This is a genomic window from Sorangiineae bacterium MSr11954 (assembly GCA_037157815.1).
GTDB lineage: Bacteria > Myxococcota_A > Polyangia > Polyangiales > Polyangiaceae > Pendulispora > Pendulispora albinea.
The window spans coordinates 4598457-4614427 of sequence record CP089984.1 but is presented as its reverse complement, the minus strand read 5'-3'; the positions used below and the strand labels follow the sequence as shown (position 1 = coordinate 4614427).

The 15971-nt window shown below is 67.8% G+C and carries 10 protein-coding genes and 1 pseudogene; 8 read left to right on the top strand and 3 right to left on the bottom strand.

Going from position 1 to position 15971, the window contains the following annotated elements; translation table 11 throughout:
* Positions 1–45: 45 nt before the first annotated feature.
* From LZC94_18135 to LZC94_18115, 5 genes and pseudogenes are all read left to right on the top strand, one after another.
* Positions 46–711, top strand: a complete 666-nt coding sequence (locus LZC94_18135; protein WXB19144.1) for an RNA polymerase sigma factor — start codon at positions 46–48, stop codon at positions 709–711.
* Between the two features lie 236 nt (positions 712–947).
* Positions 948–1280 (top strand): annotated as a pseudogene (locus tag LZC94_18130) (FecR family protein).
* A 622-nt stretch (positions 1281–1902) separates the two neighbouring features.
* Entirely contained in the window at positions 1903–2523 is a 621-nt protein-coding gene (locus LZC94_18125; GenBank protein WXB19143.1) for a hypothetical protein, read from the top strand.
* A 91-nt stretch (positions 2524–2614) separates the two neighbouring features.
* Positions 2615–3994 carry a hypothetical protein gene (locus tag LZC94_18120; GenBank protein WXB19142.1) on the top strand — a complete coding sequence of 460 codons (1380 nt, stop codon included), beginning with the start codon at positions 2615–2617 and terminating at the stop codon, positions 3992–3994.
* A 58-nt stretch (positions 3995–4052) separates the two neighbouring features.
* Positions 4053–5627: a hypothetical protein gene (locus LZC94_18115; protein WXB19141.1), complete on the top strand. Its 1575-nt coding sequence runs from the start codon at positions 4053–4055 to the stop codon at positions 5625–5627.
* 181 nt (positions 5628–5808) lie between these two features.
* Here the strand turns inward: LZC94_18115 and LZC94_18110 are convergent, their stop codons facing one another.
* Positions 5809–7137, bottom strand: coding sequence for a S1 family peptidase (locus tag LZC94_18110; GenBank protein WXB19140.1), 1329 nt, complete (start codon positions 7135–7137; stop codon positions 5809–5811).
* 452 nt (positions 7138–7589) lie between these two features.
* On the opposite strand from LZC94_18110, the gene LZC94_18105 reads away from it, so the two are divergent.
* Positions 7590–8360, top strand: coding sequence for an HD domain-containing protein (locus tag LZC94_18105; protein WXB19139.1), 771 nt, complete (start codon positions 7590–7592; stop codon positions 8358–8360).
* 37 nt (positions 8361–8397) lie between these two features.
* Here LZC94_18105 and LZC94_18100 read toward each other — a convergent pair whose 3' ends face one another.
* Positions 8398–8778, bottom strand: a complete 381-nt coding sequence (locus LZC94_18100) for a YkgJ family cysteine cluster protein (protein WXB19138.1) — start codon at positions 8776–8778, stop codon at positions 8398–8400.
* 30 nt (positions 8779–8808) lie between these two features.
* The gene (locus tag LZC94_18095) at positions 8809–12249 is read right to left on the bottom strand and encodes a serine/threonine protein kinase (protein ID WXB19137.1); all 3441 of its coding nucleotides are present in this window, start codon (positions 12247–12249) and stop codon (positions 8809–8811) included.
* Between the two features lie 138 nt (positions 12250–12387).
* Here LZC94_18095 and LZC94_18090 point away from each other — a divergent pair, with 138 nt between their 5' ends.
* Both LZC94_18090 and LZC94_18085 read left to right on the top strand, forming a co-directional pair.
* On the top strand, positions 12388–14067 hold the full coding sequence (locus tag LZC94_18090) for an ATP-binding cassette domain-containing protein (GenBank protein ID WXB19136.1): 1680 nt from the start codon (positions 12388–12390) through the stop codon (positions 14065–14067).
* 117 nt (positions 14068–14184) lie between these two features.
* Positions 14185–15894, top strand: a complete 1710-nt coding sequence (locus tag LZC94_18085) for a serine/threonine protein kinase (GenBank protein ID WXB19135.1) — start codon at positions 14185–14187, stop codon at positions 15892–15894.
* The last annotated feature ends 77 nt before the right edge of the window (positions 15895–15971 follow it).

Here is a 15971-nt window from a genome sequence, read left to right as displayed (position 1 = left end):
CGGCTGCCTGGTCGGCGGGGGGTCGGGTTACTTTGGGGGGGAAACGTGGCAACTGCGCGCAACCCCAAACTCCGTCTCGTTGCACCGAGCGCGGCGCCCTCGCCCGCGCCGGTGCGCGCGCCCTCGTTGGACGACGCGCAGCTCATCGCGTCGCTCCGCGCCAACGACGCGCTGGCGGCCACCGCGTTCCATGATCGGCTGTACCCGTGCGTCCACCGGACCATCCAAAGGCTCTTGGGCGCGCGGGACGTGGACTGCGAAGATCTCGTTCAGCTCAGCATGATCGAGCTCATTCAGTCGTTCGATCGCTACCGGGGCGAGTGCTCCCTCGAGTCGTGGGCTTCGACCATCGCGTCGCGCGCCGTCTACAACCATTTGCGCCGGCGAAAGCGCGAGCGCTCGATCTTCAGCGGCGCGGGCTTCGAGGATCTGGACGCGGGGCCCACCAACTTGGCGCGGACCCTCTTTGCGCGCAACGCCATGGAGCGCGTACGGCAGCACCTCGCCGATATCCACCCCGACAAAGCGTGGACCTTCCTGCTCCACGACGTGTGCGGCTACGATCTGCGCGAAATCGCCACCATCACGGGCGCCAGCGTGGCCGCGGCCCAAACGCGCTTGGTGCGCGGCCGCTGCGAGCTGCACGAGCGCATCGCCGAAGATCCGGAGCTGGCCGATCTGCTCACGCAACTTCCGGGGGCGGAGCCATGAGCATGCTCCCCAAGTACGCGAGCCTGGCCGCCAAGGCCCTCCGCGCCGGAGAGGCCCCTCGCGATCCCCCGAACGACGCCGAAGCCCGCACCCAACGCATCGACGCCATCCGGGACGCCATCCGCCAGCGCGCCCGCAAAAAGACGCAAAAGCGCGTCGCCATCGCCTCCACCTTGGCCGCCGCCGCCGCCGCCATTGCGCTGGTGGTGCGCGCGCAGCACACGCCCATCGACGCCATGGCCGAAGGCGCGCAAGGCCCCGTGCAAATCGAACGAGACGGCGCACGCGAAGCGCTCGCATCGGGCACCCCCATCCGCTCGGGCGATCACGTGGTGGCCGGCGAAGGCTCCCACGTCGAGCTCGCGCTCGCGACCGGAACGCGCATCGCACTGGAGTCGCGCGGCGATCTTTCGGTCGTCTCCCAGGACCGAAACCAAATTTACTGGCTGGCCGCCGGCTCGATGAAGGCGCACGTGGCCAAGCTGAAACAGGGCACCCGCTTCATCGTACGCACCCCCGACACCGAGGTCGAAGTCCGCGGCACACAATTCCACGTCACCACCGTCAAACCCGACCTCGCCTGCGCCAACGGCTCCACCACCCGCGTCCGCGTCGACGAAGGCACCGTCACCGTCCGCCACGCCGGCACCGAAAACCAAATCACCGCCGGCCAAGAGTGGCCCCGCACCTGCTATCCGGCCGCCCTCTCCGATTCCAGCCCCGCCCCCGCCACCAATCCCGCACCCCCAAAGAGCCCCGCACCCGACCCGGATCGCACCGCCCCCAGCACGAATCCCGCTTCCTCCAAGCTCGCTTCCCCCAGCCCCGCACCGGCCCTCGCCCCCGCGCCCAACCCGGATCGCACCACCGCCCCCCACCCCCGCACCTCTTCACGCCCGACCCCTGCGCCCGCCCCCTCGGAGCTCGCCGCACAAAACGATCTCTTCGCCCGCGCCGCCGATCAAAAGCGAACCGGCGATCTCCAAGGCGCCATTGCCACCTTCGAAACGTTCCTATCGCGTTATCCCCAGAGCGCCCTCTCCGAAAGCGCCACCGTCGAGCGCTGGCGACTGCTCGCGCGCGTCGACCGCGCCCTGGGCCGCGCCGCCGCAAAGGACTATTTGAACCACTACCCAAACGGGTTTGCACGCCGCGACGCCCGCGCGCTCATCGAACGCGGGGACTGAGCCGATGCGCAAATTTTGGTTTGGGCTCGGCCTTTTCGCGGCCGCGTGCCACGGTCAGCTCTCGTTCAGCGACCCCGACGACGGAGGCACCTCCGGCATGGACGCCGGCCTCGACGCGAGCGCACTGCCCATGGATTGCCGCACGAACGGCGGCACCTGCCCCTTGCCCACCTTGCGCTGCGACACCGCGTCGGGCAACTGCGTCGCGTGCCTCGCCGACTCCGACTGCAAAGATCCCCTACCGCGCTGCAACCCGACCGAGCACCGCTGCGTCGCGTGCACCACGAGCGCGGATTGCCCGGCCGGAAGGGCGTGCGAGCAGCACGTCTGCATCACCGCATGCGACGACGCCGGCAAATGTCCAGGCAATGCGACCTGCCACGCGCAAAGCCATCTATGCAAAGACTGCCAAGTAAATGCCGACTGTAATAATGCAGGCAACGACCGGATCTGCGAACCGAATACGGGCCGGTGCATCGAATGCCTCGACGACGGACCTTGCCCGCCCGGGCGCTCCCATTGCGAGAAGATCACCGGCCGATGCGTGCACTGCGTAAACTCATCGCATTGCCCGAGTGAGCAATTCATTTGCGATCCCGAGCGGCTCATGTGCGTTCGTCCCTGATGCCCAATATTTAAATCGACCGCGACCGAGAGAATCGAAGAAATCGAATTAGCGCTGCCTGGTCCGCGCCAGCTCGGACCACTGGGGGGGCATGTCAATACGCCGAACGGCTCTCTTCCTCGTCCTTATCGCCGCCGTCGCCTTCGCGTGCGGAAGCAGCGACAACGCTGCCGTGGGCTTCCCCGGCGGCGACGCGGGCCCCGACACCGGCCAGGGCGGAGATCCTGGCGGCGGTATACCGCCTCTCTGCCGCGCCTCCGGAAAGGCGTGCACGTCCGGAGATCAGTGCTGCACCGGCACCTGCGACCCGACCACCCAGCGCTGTACCGGCGGCGTGGGTACCTGCGGAAGTGCAGGTGCGACCTGCGGAAATGCTACCGATTGCTGCAACCTCAATTGCGTCGGTGGCAAGTGCGGAGCCTCCGCCTGCGTCTCCGATGGAGAAGCGTGCACCGGCGGCACCACCTGCTGCAGCGGAAAATGCGATACCGGAACCGGTAAATGCGCGGCCCTCAACACCACGTGCAAGACGGCTGGAAATAGCTGCTCGGGCAATGATCAGTGCTGCTCGAAGCTGTGCCAAGGTGGAACGTGCGCGCTCGCCTCGTCGTACTGCATTCAAACGGGCGACGCCTGCGCGCGCTCCGAGGATTGCTGCGGCGGCATGTGCAACATCGCGTCGGGCGCCAGCCTGGGCACCTGCAGCCCTCCCCCCACCGGGGCCACCAACTGCAACGGCGGCGTCGACGGCACCGTGTGCGATGGCTGCGGATCCTGCTGCAGCCGCTTGTGCGCGCCCTACGGCGCCTCCGGCGTGAAGATCTGCCGGCCGGCCAACGGCTGCCACGTCAACGGCGACCTTTGCCGCGCGGACAAAGATTGCTGCGGCGCGGCCGGCAGCGGATTGCCCGGTGATGGAAACGTCGTGTGCGACAAAGAGCCGGGTGCCGCCGTGGGCGTCTGCCGCAACCCCAGGAGCTGCAACCCCGAAGGCAACGTATGCCACTTCAAGGACTACGTGTGCGGCGGCTCCTCGTCCCGAAACGACTGCTGCGGGCACCTCGGCTCGAAGACCAACTGCGAGCTCGATCCGGTGGGCGTCCCGCGCTGCCATGCGGTCGGCTCCGACGGCGGCTTGGCCTGCCGCCAAACGGGTGAAACCTGCGCCTTCTCCGGCAACTGCTGCAACGGGGCCCTCTGCGTCCCCGACGCGAGCGGCACCCTCCGCTGCGCACCGCCGACCACGAAGTGCAGCGCATCCGGCGGCGCCTGCTCGGTCAACGCCGATTGCTGCTCGGGCCTCAGCTGCACCACCCCGCCCGGCTCCGTGAGCGGCACCTGCGGCGCCACCACCGTGCCCGATGGAGGCACCAACACCTGCGCCCTTTATGGACAAGCGTGTGGAAACGGCATCGGATGTTGCAACAACGTCCCTTGCATCAATGGCCTCTGCGTCGACATTATTAAATAGTAATGAAACAATGAAGAAAAGCGCGCGGCTCGGAGGCTCGTAGCCTAAAGTAGGTGTCATGCTGCTCGCACGGCGCCTGCTTCGAGTCGCTCCATCCACCGCGCTCGCCACCGCCGCGCTCGCGTTCATCGCGAGCGCGTGCTCGTCCGATCCCTGGAACGAGCCCGCCGATCGCGCGCAAAGCCAGCTCGCGGAGACCGTCGACGAGGCTGCAACCCCGCCGTCGCCCTCGAACGCAGCGCCGCTGGCCGAAGAGGATGAATTATCGCCGGCCGAGGACGAAGGGTCACGGGCCGAAGACGATATCCTCGTCGCATTGCAGAAGGTGCGCGGCATCGTCGAGGTTCGCGAGGCGCCGTCGCGGTACCCCGGCACCCGCTTTTTCATTCTTGGTTTCGAGCAGCCGGCCGACCACTTTGCCCCCCAGGGCGGCAAATTCACGCAGCGCGCCGCCCTGCTCTTTCGCGCGCGCGAGGCGCCGATGGTCCTCGCCACCACCGGCTACGGCATCACCACCTCGCGGGCCACCCGGTCCGAGCCGGCGTTTCTGTTGCAAGCCAATCAGCTGCTGGTGGAGCACCGCTACTTCACCCCATCGATCCCGAGCCCAAGCACCGTGGATTGGAGCAAGCTCGATATCTTTCAAATGGCCACGGACGAGCATCGCATCGTTCGCGCGTTCAAGCCGCTCTTTCCAAAGAAGTGGCTCTCGACCGGCGGCAGCAAAGGCGGCATGACCGCCATTTACCACCGCTTCTTCTACCCCGACGACGTCTTCGCCACGGTCCCCTATGTGGCCCCCAGCAGCTTCGGACGGAGCGATCCCCGCTACATCACATTCCTCGAGCGCGTGGGCGATCCCGATTGCCGCGCCAAGTTGAAGACCTTTCAAGTCGAGGTCCTTCGCCGCCGCGGGGAGATCGAGTCCCGCATGGCCGCCGAGGCCGCGGCCGCCGGTGACGGTTACGAGCTCGCGGGCGGTATCCATCTGGCGCTGGACTATGCGGTCACCGAAGCCCCCTTCACCTTCTGGCAATACGGCGAGCGAAGCTTCTGCGCCGACATTCCGAGGTCGACGGCCACCACGGACGAGCTGTACGCCTATCTCCGCGTCATTTACGGATCCATGGTCGGCGCCATTGGAGACCGCTCCCTCACGTACTTCGCTCCTTATTATTATCAAGCCTCCACCGAGCTCGGAGGCCCCGGCTACACCTATTCGCATATCCGCAGCCTGCTCACACCAAACTTCCGCGATCTCCCCCAGGCGCTCCCCCCGCTCGGCGTCGCCAAGCGCTTCCGGCCTACCAGCATGCCGCTGGTCACGAGCTGGGTGCACTTCTCCATGACGCGCATGCTCTTCATCTACGGCGAGAACGATCCATGGTCCTCGGGCGCATTCCAGGTGCGCCGCGAGAACGACAGCTTCCGCTACTTCGTCCCCGACGGAAACCACGGCTCCAACATCAGCGCCCTCCCCGCGCCGCAACGAACCGAAGCCCTGGCCCACCTCGCCCGCTGGATGGACGTTCCCATCCCGCCCGCGACCGCCGCCCCCGCACGCGACGGAGCGGCCGAGCCTCCGTTCGAGTCCCTCGCGCTCTGGCGACGGCTCCACCCCACGGGCGACTGATCGTCGCGCGATTCCAGGTTTGCGCACCCGCGGCCCGCGCGCGCAAGGTTGCGCGCTCGTCGTCGGTCGGCCCCATCACGGCGAGGGACCCCGAGGGGCTACGCGCCCGTATCGCGCATCGTCCCCCCATTTTTTTGGCGCCGCGCGGGAGCCCGCGGGCACGCCTCGGTGCGCGGCGGCATCAGCGCCCGCCCCACTCTTTGATTCGGTCCTGCACGTCGTTGTAGATATCTTCGTTCTTTTTGGTGACCTTTCCAAAGGTATCGGTGGCGCCGGGCCCGCCCATGGAGTTCACGGCGACGATCGCGTTCCGAGCCTGCCAGAACACGGGGCCGCCGGAGTCGCCGCCGCAGAGGACCTCCGTGTCGTTGCCCCATGTAAATGAAAACTCGCGCCGGTGGTTATCGGACTTTCCCGACCATTGGCCGTTGTTGCTGCAGTCCGCGTGAATACCGAAGCCGTAAACGACCGACGCCTTGTTCTCGCCGCACACGGGGCACCATTGGTCGAACGGCTCCGCGTCCGAGATGCCCGCCGGGACCACGTCGGCCTCGCGCTCCAACTTCGCCACCCCGACGTCGCGCGTCCCGCCCGCGCTGGCGTAGCTCTTGAGCTCCTCGATGCGAAGGCGGCGGGTGTTGCTGCTGTCGGCGACCACCTCCGAAGAGCCGGATTTGCCCGGGTAGAACCAGGCTTCCCCTTCGGCCTTGCCCGTTTTGTAGGCGAGGCAGTGCGCGGCGGTGAGGATGGTGCGCTTGCCCACCAGGGTCGCCGTGCAGTGAGCGCCGTTGATGACCATCCGCCCCACCTCGGGATGGTCTTTGGTCACCTTCGCCCCTTGGTCCTCGCGCAGGCTCTGCACGCACTCGCTGCCGGCGAGGCCCTGCGCTTGCGAGGCCGAACGTACGGTGTCCGCGCTGCACGAGCCCGTCGCGCACGCGGCGGTGGTGTTGGCCGCCGCGTTGCCCGATTGGAGGAGCGACGACGAGCAGCTCGAGTACAAACTGCGCGCGCCGTCGACGAGCGGCGTGCCCGCGTCCGCCGTGATGGCGAGCGCGTTGGCGCTCGGGTGCTTGCCCCCGCCGGCGCCCGTTTCACGCGGGCGCTGCGTCGCGAGATCGGCGACGATCCGCGCCACGATCCGGAGCGCTTCGACGTCCGTCGCGAAGGTGTTCTCGAGCACGTCGGCCTGCGTTCGCTGCGCGCCCGCCCGGAGCTTCATGCGCGCCGAGCCCCGCGCCCCGCGGACCGCGGACTCGAAGGTCGCGTCCGAGCCGGCGCTCGCTCGGGACTCGAGCTCGATGACCGGGGCCTGCGATGCATCGTAGCCGCGCATGACGGTGGAGCGGTCTTCGCGAACGCGAAGTCCCCACGTCGCGACCCCCAGCTGGGAACGCGTGTCCTGCGACGCGTCCATTTGCACCCGATCGTCGCTCGATGGAGGCGATTGCTCCTTTGCCCCGCTGCACGCGGAGGCGAGGGTCAGGAGCACCAGGATGCTCCATGACATTGGCGGCATATGTCCCATGCCGCGGTGCTCAGCAAGAACTCGGCCGCATCATCGATTGACATTCAGCGGCATTTGTTTGGACCCGGAATACCCTGTTCGAAGGCGATGTTGCGAACGGCGGAAAGGATGTTTCCCACCCGGGAAGCGCGGGTTCCTCCCGATTTCGCCCGCCTCCGCGCGCGAATCCGCCGCCTCGGCACACCCATCTCACCCGCTCGGCTCACCAATCCGGCTTCGCTCCACGACCGGCATTGGACAATCGGGCGTTATCGACCGTTTCGTGCGGACTCGTTGGAAATAATTGACACATCGTATTTTCGTGCGATAGCGAAAGAAATCCACCCGCGCACGCGCGCTCGAACGCACTCGAACGCGCGAAGAAAATGGAAACGACCGCGCCGGAAGGCGTACGAAATCGCGCGTGCGGCTAGCGCGCATACGAGAGAGACGCAATGAGCGAACCCCTATTGGGCACGATGGAGTGGTGCCAGCGCACGGGCGACCGGATGAGCACCACGGAGAAAATCGAATTGGCGCGATATGTCGCGTCGCTAAAAGCCGAAATGTGCTTCGACGAAATGCGGCACCGACTGGGCTTGCTGCGGCCGGCCGCGGTCGATCTCGACACATTGGCACCGCCCGATACGCGCTTGGTGCGCGACGCCGAGGCGTTCGGCCTCGAGATCTACGACGAGAGCGTGCTCACCCACTGCTTGCGCACCTACTATTTGGGCGCGCTGGTGGCCGCGCACGACGGCATCGCGTTCGATCGCGAGGTGTTCTACGCCGCCGCCATCTGCCACGACGCGGGGTTGACCGCCGTCGCGGGCCCCCTATCGGCGTGCTGTTTCGCCCACGCGAGCGGGCGCATTGCACGCGAGCGATTGGGCGCCGACGGTCACCCCGATCCGGTGGTCTCCCGCATCGCCGATGCCATCTCGACGCACCTGAACCTCTTCGTGCCCCCCTCGCAATACCCGGCCGAGAGCGCCTTGACGGCCATGGGCGCGACCTGCGACATCCTAGGCGCTTACGTTCATCGCATCGAGCCGGGCACCTTGAAGAAGCTCGTCGAGCGTTATCCGCGCATCGGGTTCCTCACCGCCCTCGCGCGCGCCGGGAGCGGCCATCACCCCGAGGACACGCGACCGTCGGTGCTCCTCGCCATGGGCGCGTTCGATAGGGGCACCCAAGGCATCGAGGAGGTCATCGGCGTGGACTGAGCGGCGCGGCCGCGCCAGCGCCGCGCCGCGCCAAAGGTCACCTCGGCCGATGAAACTCGACCGAGCTCCCCAAGTGCCCGAGCCGCCTCGCCTCCAGGCACGCCGGCGATCCCGGCTCGACGATGCGGCAATCGTCGGGACGGTGCTCGTAAATCGCGCACGGATATTGGCCGGGCACCGACACGTCGAGCCCCGCGCAGTGCGTCTCGTCGCCCGCGGCCGTGGGTACGTTCTTCATGAAGCGAAACCCCGGCGGCTGCGTGTACTCCTCCGTGTACAGCTCCAAGAGCCGCTTGCCCATGCGGTGCTCGTCGCTCTCCAAAAAGTGGACGGTGTGCGATGGATGATGGCAGCACCGCCCGCAGCCGACGCAATCGCCGCCGTTCGGATCGGGCTCTCCTGTGACGGGTGTGGGCATCTTCGAGTCGGTATCTAGCGCATCTCGTATCTAGATCGAGAGAGGCCACTTCAAGCCCGACAAGCGCGAAGCGACCTGCGCAAAATTGCTCCGCACCTGGGCCACGGGCGGCCTCTGCGCGGGATCGCGCCGCAAGGTCCAGAAGATGGCCTCCCCCAGCGGCGCCAAGCCCACCCGGGTGGCGAGCGCGCGCAGCCGCGGCGGCAGACCATCGTGGCTGATGTGCGCCGAGATCAGCGCCATCTCGCTGGGCGCTTGAAAGAGCGGGACGCCCGTGAGCGCTTCGAAGGCCAGGCACCCAAAGGCATACACGTCGGCCGCCTGCGGGGTCGGAGGCTGATTTTCGCCCCCCGCGCCCCACACCTCGGGCGCACCATAAGGCCCGGTGGCGCAGCCCGGGCGAATGTGCCGGCCCGCCAGGCCGAAGTCCACCAGCACACCGTCTTGCCCCTGCCGCAGCACCACGTTCGACGGCGTGAGATCGAGGTGCCCCACGCCCACGCGGTGCATCGCCTCCAAGCCGCGCAAGACGTCGTCGAGCACGGCAAAACAGCGCTGCATGTCGAGCGCACGCGAGTCGATCACGTTGGCGAAGGAGACGCCTTCGACCAGCTCCATCACCAAGATGGGCTTGGGCCGCGCCGCCAAGTCGAACGTCACGAAGCGCGCGAGGTTCTTGTGCGTCGGGAGCGCGATCAGCGCGGAGGCCTCGGCCCGAAAGAGCTCGAGGAAGGCCTGCTCGGAGAGGGTGCGCGCGGCGGTGGCCGAATAGTCGGGCACCTTGAGCGCAAATCGCTCCGCGTTCGGATCGTGCCGATCCTCGACCCGGTTGACCACGAAGACGCTGCCGGAGCCCCCCGAGCCCAGCGCCTTGACGATGAAGAAGCCGCCGATGGTCCGGCGCGGCGGCACCCACGCGGGCAGCGGATCGGGGCTCGAGCGCAGGCGCGCCGACTGCGGTCCCCGCCCCGTCGACCCGCGGATGTGCGGCGTATCCACCACCTCGCTGTCCACCGGCGCCGCGTGGAGCGAGACCAGCACCGCCGAGACCACCCGGAAAATCGAGGGCGGCACGCCCTTTCGCAGCTCCGCCTCGCACCCGGCGACGGCCTCGCGCGTCAGCTTTTGCTCGGCGCCCGACACCACGCGCGCCACCAGCACCCGCAGCCCCTCCTCGAGGATCTCGGGGGTCGATTCGTCCACCAGCGAGAGCTTCGAGTGGCGCTCGGTCGCCGTCTCCAAGACGGAGAACGACGCCCGGCGATCGAGCTCCACCCGGCCGCGCGCAAAGCGTGTGAGCTGCTGAATGGTGGCCAGGTGCGTCTCCAGCGCGCCGATGGGCCCCTGCTCCCCGCCCACATCGATCAGCGCCGAGAGCGTGGGCGCCTCCTCGATGGCCACCAGCGCCGCGTGCAGACCGACCAGCGCCTTGCGAAACACCTCGCCCCGCTTGGAGGGATGGAGAAAGAGCTCGCGCGCGAGCTCCTCCAAGGCGCCGAGCTGCGCGTGGAGCTCCATGGGCTCGCAGGCGGCCACGAAGCGCTCGTAGCGCTCGAACATGTGCTTCAAGTCCGGGTCCATCGAGGCCTCGGCCAAGGTGCGCAGGTGCGCGTCGTGCCCGGAGACCGCGTCGTCCAGCGCGATTTGCGCGAGATCGTCGCCGACGGCCACCCCCACCAAGAGCGCGTCCACCGCCTCGATGGCCTCGGCCCGCACCAGCGCATCGAGCGCGCGCGCCAGCGCCGCCGACAACGTGCGCACCAGCTCCGGCGGCGGCCCCGACTCGAACCGCTCGATGAGCGAGGCGGCGATGCGGCACCAGCGCTTGCGGAGGTTCGCGGCCCGCACCGGATCGTCCTGCGAGCCCACGTCGCTGTCGACCAAGTGAATCAGCGCCCGCAGCCTTCGAAGGCGCAAGGTCTCGTGCGCGCCAGGCCCGGTCTCGCGCGCCAGGATCCACGACGCAATGCGCTCGCGCACGGTGTCGAGCTGCACCTCGTGCCGCGCCGCATCGGAGCCGCCCAGCTTGAGCAGATCGGACAAGGTGTGACGCTCGAGCAAGGTGATATCCAAGTCGCGCACCACCGCCAACGAGGTGCGACGGGCCGTGGTGCCGCCGCGACCTTTCGCCGCCTCGTCTTCGTCTTGCGCCAGCGCGTCGAGCGTATCGAGCGCCGCGCTGGCCCCCGCGAGCACCTCCCGCGCGGCCGCGTAAGCTTGCCGCGCACCTTGGGAGACGAAGAGCTCCAGCGCATACGCCAATTGCTCGCGCAGCGAGGGATCGGCCCGCGTCTCGCGCTTCAAATCGCGTGCAATTTCGCGGGCGAGCGCCTCGGCGCTGTCGTCGCGCGAGAGGTAATCGGGGCTGCTGATGCGCGCCAGCGCGGAAATGGCCTTGGCCGCGGCGCGCTCCACGAACGACACCTTGCCGTATTCGCCCAAAAGCTCGGCCACCGCCTCCGCCGAGTCGAAGCCTGCCTCGGCCACGAGCCGGTCGAGCAGGGTGCGGGCCGCCTCGGGCTCCGCCTCGGCCGCGCGCGCGAGCCCCCACGCAAAGGCGGCCGCCACCCCCGGATCGCGCTCCAGCACCCCGCTGGCAATGACCTTGCCCGCCGAGCGCAGCGCGGGCTCCGGCTGCACCGCCACCATCGCCGCCAACGACGTCGCACCGCGGCGCCATTCGGTGGGGGTGTACTCCGGCGTCAGCGCGACCATCACTTCCTTCTTCAACTCGGGGAAAAACGGCGACAAAAGGCCGCGCGCCACCGCGATGGACCGCCATACGAGCGACTCGCGATCCCCGAGCAGCCGCCGCCACGCCTCTTGCAGGCCGCTCGCGTGAAAGACGCGCAGCGCATGATCGTCGCCTTGCTGGGCCCGCGTGGCCGCCTCCCGCGCGGCCCGCTCGAGCAGACGCGCCGCCATCCGCCGCGCGTGCAAGGAGCCGGTGGAGGGGATCACGATCCACTCGCGCATTAGCTCCCGCGAGGAACAGAGCCCGTGGGCCAAGGGACCGTCGCGGACCCCCAAGGCCAGCGGAAGCTCCAGCACCAGCCCCACCCGGGCCCGAACGGCCGACGTCCCCAGCCCTTTGCCCGAGCCGAGGGCCATGCGCGTTGCCATGGCAACGAACGTCTCGGCGTTGGCCGTGTTCAACCGGGCGAGAACGCGCCGGCCCACCTCCCGCTGCTCGGGCCCCGGCGGCAACGCGGCCGCCAGCGCATAGAGCGCCGCCCCCGAGGCGGAGGGCGCGAGCCAGTCCAGATCGTCCAGCAAATCGTCACCGAGCGCGACCTTCACCACCCGCACCAGGGCGTCGGGGTGCAGCCCGTCGAGCGGACTGGGCCCATTTTCCGCGCTGACGCGGGCGAGGGTGGCCATGGCCTGGCGCCAGGAGGCGCGGCGCTCCGCGGGATCGTTCATCCGCGGGAGATCGAGCAGGCCGCTGACATAGGTCCACGGTCCTTTCACGGCGATTTACTCATCATCCGATGTCGTACGGAAAACTGCCATGCTTTTCCTGTTGGATGGTCGCGGCGCGCGACCCGCGGTCTTTCTTTTCGCTCCTTTTCGCTCGACGCGTTGGGCTTCTTTGGTAGGAAGGGGCCCGTGATTCTCCTCGAAAGCCTCACCAAACGGTTCGGTCCCAAAATTCTGTTCGAGAACGTCTCGATGCAGTTCGACCCGGGCAAGCGATACGGCCTGGTCGGAGCGAACGGCGCCGGCAAGTCCACCTTGCTCAAGATGCTCGCGGGAACGGAAGAATCCGACATGGGATCCATCAGTATCCCGTCGTCGCTGCGGCTCGGAGTGCTCAAGCAAAATCACTTTGCGTACGATAAGGAGCGCATTCTCGACGCCGTTCTCATGGGCAACAAAGCGCTCTGGGATGCAATGGCCGAGAAGGAGCAACTCCTTGCAGGAGAAGTGACGGACGAGATCGGTATTCGTCTGGGCGAGCTCGAAGGGGTCATCGCGGAAGAAAACGGCTATGTCGCCGAGAGCGAGGCGGCGGAGCTCCTGGTCGGCCTGGGCATTCCCACGCCGAAGCACACCGACCCCATGAGCACCCTCCCCGCCGGCTACAAGCTGCGGGTGCTCCTGGCGCAGGTGCTCTTCCTCCGCCCCGACGTGCTCCTGCTCGACGAGCCGACCAACCACCTCGACCTCGACTCCATCCGCTGGCTGGAGCAATTCCTGGTCGACTACAAAGGCACCCTGGTGATCGTCTCCCACGACCGTCACTTCCTGAACGCGGTCGCCACCCACATCGCGGACATCGACTACCAAACGATCACCGTCTACACCGGCAATTATAGCGAATTCGTCGAAGAAAAGTACGAGACGCGCCAGCGCGCGCAGGCCCAGAACGCCGCCGCGAAGAAGAAGATCGCCGAGCTCCAGTCCTTCGTCGATCGCTTCGGATCGCACGCCTCGAAGAGCAAGCAGGCGCAATCGCGCGTAAAGCAAATCGAAAAGCTCGAGGTGAAGGAGCTGAAACGATCGAGCCTGATCCGCCCCTTCGTGCGCTTCGAGATGGACAAGCCGAGCGGGCGCGATGTGCTCCGCGTCAGCGAGGTGACGAAGGCTTTCGGCCCCGAGAAGAAGATCTTCCAGGGCCTGAGCCTCAATTTGAACCGCGGCGACAAGATGGCCGTCATCGGCCCGAACGGCATCGGCAAATCGACCTTGCTGAAGTTGATCGTCGGCGCCTTCAACGGCCTCGATGCCGACACCAAGAAGGACACCCTGGCGCCCGAATCGGGCGAAATCCGCTGGGGCCACGATGTGAGCGTCGGCTACTTCGCGCAGGACCACCACGAGGCCCTGGGGGAGACCGCCAAGGGTCTCACGGCCTACGAGTGGCTCTACTCCTTCGACAAGACCGCGACCCAGGAGCAAATCCGCTCCATCCTGGGGCGCCTCCTGTTCTCGGGCGAGGCCGCCCTCAAGAAGATCGAGGCCCTCTCCGGCGGCGAGTCGGCGCGCCTGCTGCTCGCGAAGCTTTTGCTCTGCAAACACAATGTCCTGGTCCTGGACGAACCGACCAACCACCTGGACATCGAATCGATCGAGGGCCTCTTGGACGGCCTGAAGCCGTTCCCCGGAACGGTGGTCGTCGTCAGCCACGACCGGCATTTCGTGGCCGAATCGACCAACCGCGTCCTCGAATTGCAGCCCGGCGAGGGCGGCACCGGCGAGAAGCGCGAGGCGGCCAAGGTGGTGGAATTCGGCGGCACCTACGACGAATATTTGGAACGCGAAGGCCGCGACTACCTGCGAAAATAATTCAGCAAAAGTAGATCGTAGCGCTTCGGCCACGAATGCGGCACCATGGGGGATGTCGGAAAGCCCACCTGCGTAGGACGTTCAACGCACGATGGGCTGCAGCCGATCCCCGGAGCCATGCTCGGCACGATCATTGGTGAAAAGTACCGTCTCGAACGCTCCATCGGCACCGGTGGCATGGGCGAGGTGTTCGAGGCCCGCCACCTGGTGACGGGGCGCGCGGTGGCGGTGAAGCTGCTTTACCGGCAGCTCCCCGCCCGCGAAGCCGCGGCCAGCGACCGTTTTCGTCACGAGGCCTATGCGGCGGGCTCGCTCGACGCCGAGCACATCGTGCAAGTCTTCGACGCGGGCACCGATCGCGATACGCGCCGCCGTTACCTGGTGATGCAGCTCCTGCACGGCGAAAGCTTGCACGAAGTCATCAAGCGCCTAGGACCTTTGCCTTGTGATCTGGCCATGCGCATCGTGGGCCAGGCGGCCCTCGGCCTGGCCAAGGCGCACGCCGCCGGGGTGATCCACCGCGACGTCAAGCCGGCCAACGTTTTCCTCTCCGTCGAGGCCGATGAAATCGTGGTCAAGGTGCTCGATTTCGGCATCGCCAAGGTCAAAGAGCTCGACGGCGAGGCCGATCCCGCGGCCGATCCCGACGCGGAGCCCATCGTCGGCTCGCCGCACTACATGTCCCCGGAGCAGGCGCAGGGCCTCCCCACCCTGGATCACCGCAGCGATCTGTTCTCGCTCGGCGCCGTTCTGTACAAGCTCCTCTCCGGCCAGACCTCGCACCCGTCCGCCGACACCCTGGTGCGGCTGATGTACGCGATCTGTTCGGAGCCCGCGCGCCCCGTCAACGAAGTCGCCCCCTGGGTTCCCGCGGAGATGGCCGCCATCGTCGCACGCGCCATGGCGCTGGCGCCCGCCCGCCGCTTTCACTCCGCCGGCGAAATGGCGCACGCCATCGCGTCGCTGGTGGGCGATCTGCGCATCGTGCCCGGCGATCTGGTGCCGCTCTCGCCCGAGGTGCGGGCGGCCCGTGCGCCGTTGGCGCCGGGCTCCGGACGCCGTCTGAACCTTCTCAACACGGACGATGCGGTGTCGCTCTCGCTGCGGGGATGGGGTCCCGGCTCGGGCTCCAGCTCCGATGTCGCCGCGCGCCTGCGGCCGAAAAAGGGCGCGCTGGGCACGGCGTTCTTGGGCGCCTTTGCCACGGCGCTCGCCCTGGTGGCCATTACGGGCGTGTGGCGTTCGCGCACGCGGGCCGCGCTCGAGGGGGCGGACCAAGCCGCGGCGCAGGCGCAAACCGCGATGGAGGCGGTCAAGGCGCCCGCGAAGGTCGACGACACCACCACCGCGCGAACCGTGTGGGTGCGCGTGCAGCCACCCACGGCGGACGGCGTCACGGTCGATGGGCGTCGGGTCAACGTCACGACCAGCGGCTATGTCGATGTCGTGGGCGAGCTGGGGAGCCAGCACGAGGTGACCTTGCGCGTGGGGGGCCGCACCAAGAGCACCCCGGTGGTGGTCACCAAAGAGGGCGCCTTCCCGGACACCGTGGCCTTGTCGGACACCTCGTCGGGCGCGTCGGATCCGAGCGCCGCCGGATCGGGTAAATCGAAGCGCCGTACCAAGCGCCCCGCGGCGCCCGAGGCGCTGAACCGCGGGGCCCTGGAGCGCTCGGCGGCCGATCTCGCCGCCGCCGAGCTGGCCGCCCCGCCGGAGCCCACGCCCGTGCCGATGCTGCCGTTCGTTCCCCCGTCTGCGGGCGACGCTCCGTCCGATGCGCTCCCTCCGTTGCAGCATACGTTCGAGAAGAAGCCGTTCGAAGATTGAGCGGCGGCAGGGCCGGTGCGCGGGTCCCGCCCCATCGGAGGATGCGCGTCCGAGGCGTCGATTGTTCCTCTGGGGCA

Coding starts and splice junctions, on each gene's coding strand:
- LZC94_18120 (WXB19142.1), top strand. CDS start 2,615: ATGTCAATACGCCGAACGGCTCTCTTCCTCGTCCTTATCGCCGCCGTC.
- LZC94_18110 (WXB19140.1), bottom strand. CDS start 7,137: ATGTCATGGAGCATCCTGGTGCTCCTGACCCTCGCCTCCGCGTGCAGC.
- LZC94_18105 (WXB19139.1), top strand. CDS start 7,590: ATGAGCGAACCCCTATTGGGCACGATGGAGTGGTGCCAGCGCACGGGC.
- LZC94_18125 (WXB19143.1), top strand. CDS start 1,903: ATGCGCAAATTTTGGTTTGGGCTCGGCCTTTTCGCGGCCGCGTGCCAC.
- LZC94_18100 (WXB19138.1), bottom strand. CDS start 8,778: ATGCCCACACCCGTCACAGGAGAGCCCGATCCGAACGGCGGCGATTGC.
- LZC94_18115 (WXB19141.1), top strand. CDS start 4,053: ATGCTGCTCGCACGGCGCCTGCTTCGAGTCGCTCCATCCACCGCGCTC.
- LZC94_18085 (WXB19135.1), top strand. CDS start 14,185: ATGCTCGGCACGATCATTGGTGAAAAGTACCGTCTCGAACGCTCCATC.